Below are 13,965 nucleotides of genomic sequence, written 5' to 3' on the forward strand. Positions count from 1 at the left end.
GGGTGCGCGGCCTTTCAGTTGATGGGTGACAGAATTTTGGTCAGGTCGAACAGCCGGTGTCCGATGTAGAGCAGCGTCATGAGCGTCGTCATCATGATCGCGCTCACCGCCATGGCCAGCGGAAAGTCGAGCGCGGCAATCGCCTGCGTCGCGATCAGGCCGGCGTTGACGGCCCCCGCCCCGCCCAGGATGTTGGGCAGCAGGGCGACACCCAGCCCATTGACGAAGATGAACACGCAGCCCGCGAAAATGCCGGGGGCGGCCAGCGGCAGGATCACATCAACGAAGCGGCGCACCGGTCCCGCGCCCAGGTCGTCGCAGACCTCGAAGATGTATTTCGGCACCGCCTCCATCGCCAGGAAGCCCGAAAAGACGATGAACGGCAGGAACGACATCACCTCGCCGATGATAACGCCGGTATGGGTATAAAGCAGCGCGGTGATCGGCTCGTCGATCAGGCCGAGGTTCTGCAGCGTCGTATTCACCAGCCCATTGCGTTGCAGCACAGGGCGCAGGGCAAAGACACGAATGATCTCGGACACCATGAAGGGCAGGATGAACAGCAGCACCACCCGGTGCTGCGCCACCTGCGGCACGGATTTGCGCAGGAATACGGCGATGGGAAAGCCCAGCACGAAACAGATCGCGACCGAGATCAGCGAATAATACATCGACGACAGGAAATTCGTCAGCCGCGCCGAAAAGATGAAATTCTCGTAGGCAAAGAGAGTAAAGCCGGGCTCCATCCAGAACATTGTCCGCTCGAACACGCTGAACACGACCGTCAGAGCCATGGGCAGCGCAAAGAACAGCATCATGAACACGATGGGCAGATAGAAGACGCCCTTTGACAGCCGATCCATCATGCTGGCACGGTGTGTGCCGACGGGGGGACCGTCGGCACGTCGGGGTGTGTGCGGTGCCATGGCGGGCGCGCCTCGCTCAGGCCGCCTGCACCCGGGCCCACCAATCCTGATAGGCGCGAATGTTGGTGGGGAACACGTTCTGCCATGAATTGCCGGGCGTGTCGGCGCGCTCTTGCTTGCGGGCCAGTCGGTCGGCCAGCAGCGCCTTGGTCTCGGCATCGAAGTCGTCGGGATGCGCATCGATATAGTCGCTCACGCCAACCATCTGCGGGGTAAAACCCAGACCGGCAAGCGTGCGCGCGCCGAACCACGGCGACAGGTACACGTTGGCCAGCGCATAAAAGGCGTCCTCCATGCCGCGCTCCTGCCCGCCCTTGGTCAGCATCACGACGTTGTTCCACGACTGGTGGCCTTCCTTCATGGTGCCATAGCGGATGTCCTGCCCGTTCTTGCGGGCGGCGAAAATCTGGATCACCTCCCAGCACGACGACACCAGCACCTCTTCGGACGACAACAGGTCGGAGCCGTTCTGCACCCCGTCCCAGAAGGTGCGGAAATGGCCCTTTTTCTTGAGGTCGATCAGGAACTGGCAGACGCCTTTCACTTCCGCCTCGCTCATGTCGGAGGGGTTTTCGATATCCTGCTTGCCCGACTGCTTGAGGTAGATCGCCGTGTTGGTCAGCGTCGGCCCGAAATCGTTCTGCATGGCCGCACGCCCGCGGAACTGGCTGTCGAACAGCGCCTCCCACGAGGTCAGCTCCTCGCCGATGACGCCGTGGTTGAAGGCGAGGCTGTCGGCGTTCGAGATATAGGGGATCGCCACCAGATCGCCGTTGTGGCGGATCGTGTCGGCGGCCGGGCCGCCATCTTTGTAATCCGCGAGGATCCCGGACCAGTTGGCGATCCTGGCGGGGTCCAGCGTGGCAATCGCGCCCTGCGAGGCCAGCGCGTCCTCCATACCGCCGCCATTGTCGGTCATCGCGTCATAGAGCTTGTTTCCGTCGCCCACGACCATCTTCTGAATGCTTTCGTCGGCGCGTGCGCTCTTGGCGATGGCGGCAATGGGCACGCCGGCCTGCGCCTCCATGGCGGCCCAGTCACTGCCGCCCACCTTGGCGATGCCCGGCGCCCAAAGCTTGAGCGCTTCGGCGGCGAAGGATTGCGTCGGCAGGCCCGCCACGGCGGCGGCCGACCCGATGAGCGCCAGCATCTGGCGGCGGTTGAAGTCTGTCTGGTTCATGGTCTTCCTCACTCCGTTGAACACGGTCGCTGCGCGCCGCTGTGGTCGTCAGGCCGGGATCGCTCGGTCGAGCGAACGCCGACGGGTCAGGGCGTTGTTTTCCGCCTTTGAAGCTCGCGAGGCTGACGCCGGGTCACAGGGTCCGTGGCTCGGCGGTGCCTTCCTGACCACGACGATAGTTCTGTGTACGAAAATTGGAAGGAAAACATTTACCTTTCGACCGCAACTCTTGGCATCGACAGCAATCAGAGCGGGAATTATGCACTTATCTAATTGTTATTATTTATCTTTGCTTCACTAAACCTTCGCATACCAAATACCGCCTAAATTTCAGGCGCTGATTATTCACTGGATTTATGGACACGAAATTGTCGATAATGTATCCAAATCCAACACCAAAGATTCGGAGCCGCGCCCTGGCACATCGCCCAAATCAAGGTCTGCGCCCTAATGCGGCATCGCCGCACGCGGGTTCGCGTGCAGCGCCCGAAAGCCTGAGCGGGGGGCTGGCCGATCTGTGCCTGCGCGCCATCGACACCGGGGACCGCACCCATGCCGCGACGCTCTTGCTGGATTGGCTGGGCTGCGCGCTGGCCGCGACAGGCCAGTCGCAGCATCGGGCGCTGGTGCGGTGGGCGCGCGATGCGCCTCAATCGGGGCGCTCCACCGCATTCGGACTGGGCCAGAGCAGCGCGGAGCAGGCCGCCTTCGTCAACGGCGGTCTGGGCAATATCCTCGAGATGGACGATCTGCACAGGGCGTCGATCCTGCACGCGGGCGACGTGATCCTGCCCGCCGCTCTGGCCCAGGCGCAGGCCGCGGACGTCACCGGCACGGCCCTGCTCGACGCGATCGTCTCGGGTTACGACGTGGCGCTCAGGCTGGGACGCGCCGCCGCCGTGGGCGGCTACTCCGCGTGGTACAATTCCGCCGTCTGCGGCGTGTTCGGGGCCGCGATGGCCTGTGCACGGCTGCGCGGCGCATCGCGCGACCAGATGCTCGACGCGCTGGGGCAGGCCGGGATGCAGGCCGCCGGTGTCTGGCAATGCCGGCTGGAGCAGACCGACAGCAAACAGGTCGCAACGGCGCAGGCCGCGCGGGCCGGCGTGACCTCTGCCGCGCTGGCGCTGGCGGGGCTTCGGGGCGCGCGCCACATCCTTGACGGGCCTCTGGGGATCTTTGCCACCTATTATCCCGACGCCGACCAAGGCCGGGTGCTGTCCGACCCCGACGGCCCGTGGTTGCTGCACGAGGTCAGCTTGAAACCCTGGCCCGCATGCCGCCACACTCACGCCGCGATTCACCTCGCGCTCGGCCTGCGCGACCGGATCGATCCGGCAAAGGTCACGCGGATCGAGATCGGCACATATGCCGCCGGAGTGTCGTTCTGCACCGATCCCGCGCCCGACACCGATCATCGGGCGCGGTTCAGCTTCGAGCACTGCGTCGCCGTGGCCTTGGAGCGCGGCGCGCCCGGTCTGGCGGATTTCGGTGCCGCCGCGCGCGACGATGCCGAGATCAGGCGCTTGCGCGGCCTGACCACGGTGCAGGAGAGTCCCGCCCTGAGCGCCGCCTTTCCCGGTGCGATGGGGGCGCGGCTTTCGGTGCGCCAGACCGGTGCGGCGGCCCTGATGCGCAGCACCCGACATGCCCCCGGCGACCCGGAATTGCCCCTGGGCCTCGATGCGGTCCAGGCCAAGTTCCGCACCAACACCGGCCACGCCGGGCTGCGCACCGCCGCTGCCGGGGCCTTGATCAACTCGGTGTCGGACCTGCCCGGCGCGGCCTCGCTCGCGGCCTTGAACACCGCGCTCGCCGGTCTCGGGCCGGACGTGGAGCAGACAGAAAAGGGACCATGTCATGCGTGATATATCTGACCTCAAGACCGCCGTCGCGTTCGGCGGCGTGGATGCCGACACGGGATGGGAGCAGGTGCCCGGCGGCGCGCCCGGTGTGCAGCAAAAGATGCTGTCGGGCGCGCTGGACGAAGCTGCCGGGCGCGGAGTGCGCACACGGCTCATCCGGTTTTTGCCCGGCACGGTCGCGCCGGATGTATTCGTGCATGACTACTGGGAGGAAGTGTATCTGATCGACGGCGATCTGACCGCCGCCGGGCAGGACCACGGCGCGCCGTCCTATGCCTGCCGCCCGCCCGGCACGCCGCACGGGCCATTTGCCTCCCTCGGGGGGTGTCTCTTTTTCGAAATACAGTATTACGTCTGACAACCATCACGTCTGACAGCCGCGCAGGGGCGGCCTTTGCAAACCAACGGGACCGACAGATCATGGATTTGAAATTGAACGGAAAACACGTCGTCGTGACAGGCGCGTCCAAGGGCATCGGGCTGGCCACGGCACGCGCCTTTGCCGCCGAGGGGGCGCGTGTCACGCTGGTCGCCCGGACGGCCGACGCGCTGGAGGCTGCGCGCGCCGAGATCGCGGCGGCGGGCGCCAGCGGCACCGGGACGCTTGCAGCCGACCTGTCCACCGATGCGGGCCGTGACGCGATGTTCGCCGCCCTGCCGGATGTGGACGTGCTGGTCAACAACGCGGGCGCGATCCAGCCCGGTCGACTTTCCGATCTGTCGATGGATGACTGGCGCACCGGATGGGATCTCAAGGTGTTCGGCTACATTCACCTGTGCAAGCTCTACGCCCCGACGATGACGGCGCGGGGGCATGGCACGATCATCAACATCATTGGCATGGGCGGGCGCGCGGTCCGGTCGAACTATATCTGCGGCGCGGCGGGAAACGCGGCGCTGATCGGGTTCACCCATGCGCTGGGGGCCGAGACACCCAGGCACGGCGTGCGTGTCTTTGGCATCAACCCCTCGCCCACGCTGACCGACCGCATGACGACGATGTTCGCCAAGCGCGCCGCCGAAGAACTGGGTGACGCCGATCGCTGGCCCGAGTTGATCGACCCCGACGCCTTTCCCTTCGGTCGCCCCAAACATCCCGAGGAGGTGGCGGACCTTGCCACGATGCTGGCCTCGCCGAGGGTTGAATACCTGTCGGGTACGGTGATCGACATGGATGGCGGCGGACAGTGGGCGTCGTGAGGCGCGCGCGCCTGCCCCGCATGAGCAAGGAGTGACGCCATGACAGCGCGAGAGACCACGCAATTCGCCGAAGGCAGGCTTCTGGTGCAGTCACAAGACGGCATCGGACGCATCACCTTCAACAACCCCGCCCGGATGAACGCCATGTCGCTGGCGATGTGGGACGGGCTGCGCGCCGCGCTCGACACGTTCGAGGCCGACGACACGATCCGTGTCGTCGTGTTGAACGGTGCGGGCGACAAGGCGTTCGTATCGGGGGCCGACATCTCGGAATTCGACAGGATGCGCGCCACGCCGGCCGGTGTGCGGGATTACAACGCGCGGTCCGAGGCGGCGGATCTGGCGCTCTATACATTTCCAAAGCCCACCATCGCCGAAATCAAGGGCTTTTGCATCGGCGGCGGCATGGGGTTGGCCATCGCCTGCGATCTGCGCATCTGTGCCGAGGATACGCGCATGGGGATCACGGCGGGCAAGTTGGGTCTGGGGTACGGCTATGACGGGGTGCGCAAGCTGACCGAGGTCGCCGGACCGTCGGTCGCCGCCGAGGTGCTCTATTCCGCACAGCTTTTCACCGCGCAGGAGGCCAAGGGCATGGGGCTGGTCAACCGGGTGGTGCCGCGTGACGGTCTGGAGGAAGCGGTGACCGAACTTGCGCGGCGCATCGCCGCCAACGCCCCACTGACGGTCGAGGCGGCCAAGGCGGCGATCCGCGCCGTCACGCGCCCCGACGCGGGCGTCGGCAAGGCACAGATCGACGCGCTGACCAAGGCCTGTTTCGCCAGCGAGGATTACGCCGAAGGCCGCCGCGCCTTTGCCGAAAAGCGCAAACCCAGTTTCACGCGGAGGTGAGCGGCATGGACAACGCCCCCCTGCCGCCCCTGACGCGGGATATGGACCGTCTGCGCGACTGGATCGGCCGGAGCGAGACGGTGACCGACACGCTCGATCCCCGGCAGGCCCGCCTGATGCAGGTCACGCTCGACCGGGAGGCGCGTTTCAGGCCCGGCGACGCGCTGCCGCCCTTCTGGCACTACATCTACTTCAACCCCGAACTGCCCGCGTCGCGGCTCAAGGCGGACGGGCACGAACGATTGGGCCGCTTCCTGCCGCCTGTCGATCTGCCGCGCCGGATGTGGGCCGGGGGCCGGGTCGAGATCGCGCAGCCCCTGCGCATCGGGCAGCGGGTCACCAAGACATCCACCATCCGTGACATCGAGATGAAGCAGGGGCGCAGCGGGCCATTGTGCTTTGTCACCGTCGATCATCGGTTCGAGGTGGACGGCGTTCTGCACCTGACGGAGACGCAAGACATCGTGTACCGCGAGATGCCCGCCCCCGGCACCCCGCAGCCCGCAGGACGACCCGCGCCCGACACCGCCCTGCCCGGCCGGGTCGTCACGCCTGATCCGGTGCTCCTGTTCCGGTATTCCGCGCTGATCTTCTATGGCCACCGCATCCATTACGACGCCGACTACACCCGCGACGTCGAAGGTTATCCGGGGCTGGTGGTGCATGGGCCGCTGACTGTTTCGCTTCTGGCGGACTTCGGTGTCGAACAGGCTCCCGGCCGCCGCCTGCGCGCGCTGGACATACGCGCGCACAGCCCGCTGTTCTGCCCCGATCCCATTCACCTTGAACTGGCCCGCGACCGGGACCGTTCGCAGGTCTGGGCGCGCCGCGAGGACGGAACGCTGGCCATGGCCGTAACGCTTCATTTCGATCCTGAGCGAAAGGACGACTGACATGGCGAACCCCCTCTACGATGCGCTGCTTGCCCCGATCCGGCAGGACGACACGCCCTTCCTGGATTTTCCACAGGGCGGCAGCCTGAGCTACCGCGCCTTTCACGACGCCGTCGCGCGGGCGGCGCAGGTGCTGGCGGCCCAGGGGCTCGGCCCCGGCGACCGGCTTGCGCTGCAGGTCGAAAAATCGCCGCAGGCGCTGGCGATCTACGGGGCCTGCCTGATGGCGGGGGTGATATTCGTGCCGCTCAACACGGCCTATACCGCCGCCGAGATCGACTATTTCCTGACCGATGCCACGCCGGCGCTTTTCGTCTGCGATCCGCGGGTGGCGGCGGCGCTGGCCCCGGTTGCGGCGGCGGCGGGGGCCGCCTGCCTGACGGCAGGGCCGGATGGCGCGGGCAGTTTCGCCGATCTCGCGGCGTCGATGCCCGCCGAGTTCGCCGCCGCCGGCCGGGCGCCCGATGACGTCGCCGCCCTGCTCTATACCTCCGGGACGACGGGGCGCTCCAAGGGGGCGATGCTGACCCATGGCAATCTGTTGTCGAACGCCGGGGCGCTGTGCGATCTGTGGCGCATCACATCGGACGACAGGCTGCTGCACGCCTTGCCGATCTTTCACGCGCACGGGTTGTTCGTGGCGGTCAACACGACGCTTCTGGCGCGGGCCGGCATGATCTTCCTGCCCGGCTTCGACAGGGACGCGGTGCTGGCGGCGCTGCCGCGTGCGACGCTGATGATGGGGGTGCCCACCTTTTACACGCGCCTGATGGACGATCCGCGTTTCACCGCCGATGCCACCGCCAACATGCGGTTGTTCATCTCCGGCAGCGCGCCGCTTCTGGCCGAAACCCACGCGGCGTTCGAGGCGCGCACCGGGCACCGCATCCTGGAACGCTACGGAATGACGGAGACAAGCATGAACACCTCCAACCCCCATGACGGCGAGCGCCGCGCGGGGACCGTGGGCTTTGCGCTGCCGGGGGTTGAACTGCGGATCACCGATGGCGCCGGGGGACAAGACGTGCCCCCTGGCGACATCGGCATGATCGAGGTGCGCGGGCCCAACGTGTTCAAGGGCTACTGGAACATGCCCGAAAAGACCGCCGAGGAATTGCGCCCGGACGGCTTTCTGATCACCGGCGATCTGGGCCGGATCGACGCGGATGGCTATCTGCACATCGTCGGACGCAGCAAGGACCTGGTGATTTCGGGCGGCTACAACGTCTATCCCAAGGAGGTCGAGATGGTGCTGGACGATGCGCCCTGGGTACGCGAATCCGCGGTCTTCGGCGTGGCGCATCCCGATTTCGGCGAGGCCGTGATCGCCGTCGTCACCGCAAACGACACCGCCGCGCAGGACGTGGACGGGCTGGCCCCCCTGCTGGCGCGGCTGGCCGGATACAAACGGCCCAAGCGCATCTTCGTCATCGACGACCTGCCCCGCAACACGATGGGCAAGGTGCAAAAGAACCTGCTGCGCGATCGCTACGCGGATCTGTTCACGCCGCCCGCGACCCGCGCCGGATAGGGGATCAGCGGCGCCCGATCAGCGCCGCCTCGAGCGACACCGCCTGCGCGATCAGCGCCGCTTCGGACCAGGCGCGCCCGGTCAGTTGCACGGACGCGGGCCGTGTGTCGCCCGGCACCTGCACCGGAACCGCGATCGCCGGGACGCCCGCCGCGTTGGCCAGCGCCGTGAAATCCGCCTGATTGGCGGGTGCGGCGTCTTGGGCCCGGATCGCGCGCTGCGGGGTTGTCGGGGTGACGATGGCGTCCACCTGCTCGAACGTAACGCGCAGACCCATCGCGGCGCGCCGCACTTCGCCGACCGCCGCGGCCAGCTTGCGCGCGGGCAGATCGCGGCCAAAGTTCAGCAAACCGCGCACGCCTTGCGAAAACCCGTCGCCGCGCGCCAGATCGTCGGCGAGCGCGGTCGCACCTTCATGCTCGGTCAGAATAAAGGCCGCGCGCCGCAAGGCGGACGGATCCCACCCCGGCACATGCACCGGCACCACCTCTGCACCGGTGGCGCGCAGGGCCGCGATGGCCGAGTGCAACGCGGCGCGCACCTGTGGTTCGACGTCGACGCCGTCGGTCGCATCGGGCAGGCCGATCCGCATCGGGCGCTCGTCCCTGTGCGCCCAGCCAGCCGGGGTCGGCACACTGTCGGGGTCGTCGGGGTCATGGCCCGCAAGGCTGGCGATCAGCGGCCACAGATCGGCGCAGGACGCGGCCATCGGCCCCACCGCGTCAAGGCTGGGCGACAGCGGTACGATTCCGCCGCGCCCGACAAGGCCGGCGGTGGGCTTTAGCCCGGCCACCCCGCAATAGGACGCGGGGATCCGGATCGAGCCCAGGGTATCGGTGCCCAGCGCCGCATCCATCACCCCCGCCGCGACCGCCGCCGCCGCCCCGCCCGAACTGCCCCCGGCGCTGTGGCCCGGCGCGCGCGGGTTGTCGGTGCGTCCGAAATGCGGGTTGTCGGTCACACCGCCCAGCGCCGCTTCGTCCATGTTGAGCCCCGGCAGAAGCCGCGCGCCCGCCAGCCGCAAGAGCCGCGTCACATGCGCGTCACACGCGGCGACCCGCTGCGCGCGCTGCGCCATGCCCGCCGCCTGGATCGCCCCTTGCAGCGCGATATTGTCTTTCAGCCCGATGACTTTCCCGCTCAGTCGGCCGCGGGGGGCCGGCGCGGTCAGGTGACGGTGCATGGCGGTGCGGTCAAACCGCGCGAAGATCGCATAGGCCGCCTGCGCCCGCGCCAGTTCGTCGACGGTGATCGCCGCGACCGTCATTCGTCGCACTCCACGCCCGCGCGGTCGGCCACGGCCAGCAGTTTTTCCATCGCCTTGATCACCGGCGCCTCGATCAGTTGCCCGTCAAGCACCGCCAGGCCGTTCGGTGCGGCCCGGAACGCCGCGATCACCGCACGGGCGCGGGCCACCTCTGTCGCGTCGGGGGTGAAGGCGGCGTTGATCGCCTCCAGTGTGACGGGGTGGATCGACGCCTTGCCGGTGAACCCCTGCGCCCGCGCGGCCGAGGCGGCAGCCGCCACCGCTTGCGTATTGCGGAAATCCAGCGACGGCACGTCCATGACGTCAAGCCCGTGGCGCCGTCCCGCCTGTACGATGCGGCCGCGCGGATAGGCCAGTGCCGCGTCGGACAGGTCGGAGCCCATTTCCGCGCTGAGATCGACGGCGCCGAACACCAGCATCCTGAGCCGCCCCGAGGCGGCGGCGATGGCGCCTGCGTTCTCCAGGCCTTCCATGGTTTCGATCAGGGCGTAAATCTCGACCGGGCTGCCCGCCTCGGACAGGAGCGCATCGACGCGGCGGATCTCTTCGGCATGGCCGACCTTGGGCAGCAGCAGGCCGCCGTGTCGCGGCGCCGCATCGAGCACCGCAAGCAGATCGACATGACCCGCGCGCGTCCCCAATCCGTTGATGCGCAACGCCCGCTGCGCGGTCGCGTGCTCCGGTCCCGTCAGAAAGGCGACGGCGGGCGTGCGCGCAGCCTCCTTTTGATCGGGCGGCACTGAATCCTCCAGATCGACACAGACGATATCGGCGCCGCTGTGCATGGATTTCGCAAAGGATTGCGCGCGGGTGGCGGGCGTGAACAGCAGGGATCGGCGCGGGCGTTCGATACGATGTCTCCTTTGGACGGGGATACAGGTGATCGGGTGTCAGGGCTTGGCGGCAGCATCGCTCTTGCCGGCCGCCGACTGCGCGGCACGGATATGGGTGCGCATCGCCGCCCCGGCCCAATCCGGCGACCGGGCCGCGATGGCTTCGGCGATCTCGCGGTGGTGGCCTGCGCTGCGCTCCAACTCTCGCGTGCTGTAGCGGCGATAGGTGCGCACGACCATGCCGACGTCAAACGCCATCGACATCAGCGCCGTCAGGCGCGGCGACCGGGCCGCCTCCACGATCCGGCGGTGAAAGGCCTCGTTCGCTTCGGAGATCCGGGTGAAATCCTCGGGCGTCGTCGGCGGAGTGTGGGACCATATGACATCGCTCAACCGCTTCAGTTCCGCGATGTCCTCGGCGCTGGCCATCTTTGCGGCGCGTTCGCTGGCGTACCCTTCCAGCAATTGCCGGATGTCGAAGACCTGTGTCATCTCGTCTTCGGGAAAGCGGGCGACGCGGGTGGTGTACCCGCTTTGGCGAACGATGAACCCTTCGTGGGTCAAACGGCGGATGGCGTCGCGCACGGGCGTCCGGCTGACCCCCAAATCCTGCGAAAGACGCTCTTCGGTCAGCCGCTCGCCTTCGGCCAGCGCCCCGCTGATGATATCCGCGCGGATCGAGCGGTAGGCCTGCTCGGCGGCGGCGAGCTTGGTGGTTTGTGGCTCTGGCATGGCTGCTCCTGGGTGGCGCGCGCGCAAGGTCCGCCTTCAGCGGTACTCACGTCTGAAATATGTATCCCAAATTTGCAGGTCGCGATCCAGAAAATTCTGACACAGCTTTGATGAAGCGTTTATTTTTCCAATATTGGATCGGGGTCATCGCGCAGAATATCAATATCTGTATCCGAAAACTGGGCCAACAGGGTGCGTCCATCAGGATCGACAGGCCACCGGTCAGCACGAAGTATGGCAGCAGTATCACCCGTTGCACAGGCGGCGCGAGGCTCGTGGCGACCGCCCGGATCATCCAGCCGCGGTGCGCAGCGATGTCGCGGCGCTGGCACGTCCGGCGCACGCAAGCACGCGCCCCGACCCGCAGGGCCAGCGCGTTGAACAGCCCGCCGCCGACAATGCGGATCGGCACCGGGATCCGCGCAGTGACGCGATCGGCAACCCGCGGTGGACCGGTCGTTTTGCAGGTGTGGCGTTGAAATTATCACGCCAGGCTGGCGCGCATCGGCCCCAGATCCGCCACCCCGATGTCCGAAGCGGCGAAATCGTCCGGCAGGCCATCCTTGAAGCACAGCGACGCCACCGCCCGTGCCAGGCCGGGCGCCATCATGATTCCGTATCCGCCCTGCCCGGCGGACCAGACGAAATCGGCGACTGCGCCATCGTATCCCACAACCGGGCTTTCATCGCGCACAAAAGTCCGAAGTCCGGCCCAGCTATGCTCGATCCGCCGGACGGGGATAAGCGTTTCGCGGACGATCCAATCGGCCAGAACGGCGATGTCCATCTCGTCGGGCTGGACATCCTGCGGCACATCCGGCGTTGCGTCGCCCGGCGACGCCATCAGCTTGCCGGCTTCGGGCTTGATATAGGCGTCGTTGCCCGCGAAATCGACGCAGGGCAGATCCGGCACGGTCACTCCGGGCGGCGGCGCCACGATGATCGCGGTGCGCCGTTTGGCGATCAGGCCGACCGCGGCGGCCCCGGCCATGGCACCGATCTGATCCGCCCATGCTCCGGCAGCGTTGACGATGGTTTTGCCGTGCAGAGTCTCATTGCCGGCGCTGACCGTCCACGTGCCGTTGCGCCGAGACAGCGCGGTGACCGGCGCACGCAGCGCGGTGACCCCGCCGCGTCGCTTGAACCCCTTCAGGTAGGACGCCAGCAGCACCGACACTTCGATATCGGTCACGCCGGCCTCGTACACGGCGCGGGCCGTTCTGTCGGGCCGCAGGAAGGGAACCCGGTCAAGCGCGTCGGAGGACGGGATCTCGACCACCGGTTCGGTGACGGTCGATGCGGCAAGCACCGGGTCCAGCAGATGTTCCTCGCCCGGGGCCGCGACGGCCATCGCGCCGCGCGGATGCAGCAGCGGCAGATCGGTGAACCCGTCGGGGGGCATTCGGAAAAACGGCTCGCTCAGCGCATTGATGCGGCGGACAATCGGCGTGCCGTAGTTGCGCGTGAAAAGCGCCGCCGACCTGCCCGTACTGTGATAGCCGGGCTGCGCTTCGGCCTCGATCAACAGGACGGTGGCCTCCGCCGCGAGTTCGAAGGCCGCAGAGGCGCCCGCCATGCCCGCGCCGATTACGATGAAGTCATAGATCACGGGCGATTGCCCCTTTCTGGGTTCACATACGCCGGGCGCGCACATGCCTGATCACATGACACCCCGACCTGCCTTTTTGCAAGATAAATTAAAAAGATTGACTCAATGAAAGTTTTATTACTTACTCGGATCACAGTTGCTGGGAGAACCTGATGACAAGATCGCTGCGGCAAAGACTGACCGACGCCAGTGCGTCCGCATCGAAAGCGGATCGGGCGCTTGCCAGCTACATGCTGGCCGAGCTTGCGACCGTCCCCTTCGAAACCGCCGCCAGCCTGGCCGAAAAGGTCTCTGTGAGCGAACCCACCGTGGGACGGTTCTGCCGGACGCTGGGCTACAGCAGTTTCAAGGATCTCAAGGCGCATCTGCGCAAGGACATGAGCGATCAGCCCTGGCTGATCGGCGACCGCCTTGCCGATCTTCAGGCCCGCCACAACGCGGGCGAAGACCAGCTTGTCCGCGGGCTGGAGCTTGAGATGGCGGCCCTGGTCGCGGTCTACGAGATCGCGCATTCCCCCGCATGGGCGGTGGTCGTGCGGCGTCTGGCCACGGCCAAGGCGGTCTTTGCCACCGGGTTCCAGACCGAACGCGGCATGGCGCAGATTTTCGTCAACCAGTTGCAATACCTGCGCGACGGTGTCGAACTGCTTGATCTTGCGGGCGGAAATTTCGCGCAGGTTCTGGCACGCGACGACACCGATGCCGCCCTCGTCATTTTCGAGGCCCGGCGGTATTCGCGGCTGGCGCGCGATCTGGCGGCGGCGGCCAAGGCGGTCGGCGTGCCCGTGACGCTGATCACCGACCCCTATTGCGACTGGGGCCATGACGTGGCCGACGAGATTTTCGTCGTGCCGACCGAATTCAACCTGTTCTGGGAATCCACGGCACAGATGGCGAGCCTCGCCAATCTGCTGGTCAACGGGGTTTTCATGGAACTGGGCCCCGAGGTCGAAGACCGGATGAACCGCATTGCGGAGCTTTATGGCCAATTCACCGGCCACGTCGGCAGCGCGGCCACGCGACGCCACCGGAACAAGACAAATACCTGAAAAAACATCTTTCCAACATAGGGACGAA

At 66.8% G+C, this 13,965-nt stretch carries 14 protein-coding genes; 7 read left to right on the forward strand and 7 right to left on the reverse strand.

Annotated features, from left to right (window positions below; all coding sequences use genetic code 11):
- Positions 1 to 14: 14 nt before the first annotated feature.
- The gene (locus tag FDT80_RS15940) at positions 15 to 926 is read right to left on the reverse strand and encodes an ABC transporter permease (protein WP_138663321.1); all 912 of its coding nucleotides are present in this window, start codon (positions 924 to 926) and stop codon (positions 15 to 17) included.
- Between the two features lie 16 nt (positions 927 to 942).
- On the reverse strand, positions 943 to 2,106 hold the full coding sequence (locus FDT80_RS15945; RefSeq protein WP_138663322.1) for an ABC transporter substrate-binding protein: 1,164 nt from the start codon (positions 2,104 to 2,106) through the stop codon (positions 943 to 945).
- Positions 2,107 to 2,483: 377 nt separating this feature from the next.
- On the opposite strand from FDT80_RS15945, the gene FDT80_RS15950 reads away from it, so the two are divergent.
- The 6 genes from FDT80_RS15950 (at position 2,484) to FDT80_RS15975 (ending at position 8,447) form a co-directional block, all read left to right on the forward strand.
- The gene (locus FDT80_RS15950) at positions 2,484 to 3,974 is read left to right on the forward strand and encodes an MmgE/PrpD family protein (RefSeq protein ID WP_170311903.1); all 1,491 of its coding nucleotides are present in this window, start codon (positions 2,484 to 2,486) and stop codon (positions 3,972 to 3,974) included.
- Positions 3,967 to 4,329 (forward strand): cupin domain-containing protein, encoded by a 363-nt coding sequence (locus FDT80_RS15955; RefSeq protein ID WP_138663324.1) that lies wholly within the window; start codon positions 3,967 to 3,969, stop codon positions 4,327 to 4,329. Before FDT80_RS15950 ends, FDT80_RS15955 begins: the two co-directional genes overlap by 8 nt.
- A gap of 62 nt (positions 4,330 to 4,391) precedes the next feature.
- A complete protein-coding gene (locus FDT80_RS15960) occupies positions 4,392 to 5,171 on the forward strand; it encodes a short-chain dehydrogenase/reductase (RefSeq protein WP_138663325.1) in 780 nt (259 codons plus the stop codon).
- A gap of 39 nt (positions 5,172 to 5,210) precedes the next feature.
- Positions 5,211 to 6,023: an enoyl-CoA hydratase gene (locus tag FDT80_RS15965; protein ID WP_138663326.1), complete on the forward strand. Its 813-nt coding sequence runs from the start codon at positions 5,211 to 5,213 to the stop codon at positions 6,021 to 6,023.
- 5 nt (positions 6,024 to 6,028) lie between these two features.
- The gene (locus FDT80_RS15970) at positions 6,029 to 6,916 is read left to right on the forward strand and encodes an HTD2 family dehydratase (protein ID WP_138663327.1); all 888 of its coding nucleotides are present in this window, start codon (positions 6,029 to 6,031) and stop codon (positions 6,914 to 6,916) included.
- Between the two features lies 1 nt (position 6,917).
- Positions 6,918 to 8,447 carry a malonate--CoA ligase gene (locus FDT80_RS15975; protein WP_138663328.1) on the forward strand — a complete coding sequence of 510 codons (1,530 nt, stop codon included), beginning with the start codon at positions 6,918 to 6,920 and terminating at the stop codon, positions 8,445 to 8,447.
- A gap of 4 nt (positions 8,448 to 8,451) precedes the next feature.
- On the opposite strand, the gene FDT80_RS15980 is transcribed toward FDT80_RS15975, so the two are convergent.
- From FDT80_RS15980 to FDT80_RS16000, 5 genes are all read right to left on the reverse strand, one after another.
- On the reverse strand, positions 8,452 to 9,714 hold the full coding sequence (locus tag FDT80_RS15980) for an amidase (protein WP_138663329.1): 1,263 nt from the start codon (positions 9,712 to 9,714) through the stop codon (positions 8,452 to 8,454).
- Complete coding sequence (locus FDT80_RS15985; protein WP_212733873.1) at positions 9,711 to 10,598, reverse strand: HpcH/HpaI aldolase/citrate lyase family protein; 888 nt, start codon at positions 10,596 to 10,598, stop codon at positions 9,711 to 9,713. Before FDT80_RS15985 ends, FDT80_RS15980 begins: the two co-directional genes overlap by 4 nt.
- Positions 10,599 to 10,604: 6 nt before the next feature.
- A complete protein-coding gene (locus tag FDT80_RS15990; protein ID WP_138663331.1) occupies positions 10,605 to 11,279 on the reverse strand; it encodes a GntR family transcriptional regulator in 675 nt (224 codons plus the stop codon).
- Positions 11,280 to 11,325: 46 nt separating this feature from the next.
- Positions 11,326 to 11,691: a DUF2306 domain-containing protein gene (locus FDT80_RS15995; RefSeq protein ID WP_138663332.1), complete on the reverse strand. Its 366-nt coding sequence runs from the start codon at positions 11,689 to 11,691 to the stop codon at positions 11,326 to 11,328.
- A gap of 72 nt (positions 11,692 to 11,763) precedes the next feature.
- Positions 11,764 to 12,888 carry an NAD(P)/FAD-dependent oxidoreductase gene (locus FDT80_RS16000; RefSeq protein WP_170311904.1) on the reverse strand — a complete coding sequence of 375 codons (1,125 nt, stop codon included), beginning with the start codon at positions 12,886 to 12,888 and terminating at the stop codon, positions 11,764 to 11,766.
- A 152-nt stretch (positions 12,889 to 13,040) separates the two neighbouring features.
- Here FDT80_RS16000 and FDT80_RS16005 point away from each other — a divergent pair, with 152 nt between their 5' ends.
- Positions 13,041 to 13,937, forward strand: a complete 897-nt coding sequence (locus FDT80_RS16005; RefSeq protein WP_138663334.1) for a MurR/RpiR family transcriptional regulator — start codon at positions 13,041 to 13,043, stop codon at positions 13,935 to 13,937.
- Positions 13,938 to 13,965 lie beyond the last annotated feature (28 nt).

The sequence above is a fragment of the Sulfitobacter sabulilitoris genome (assembly GCF_005887615.1).
GTDB classification, from domain to species: domain Bacteria; phylum Pseudomonadota; class Alphaproteobacteria; order Rhodobacterales; family Rhodobacteraceae; genus Sulfitobacter_E; species Sulfitobacter_E sabulilitoris.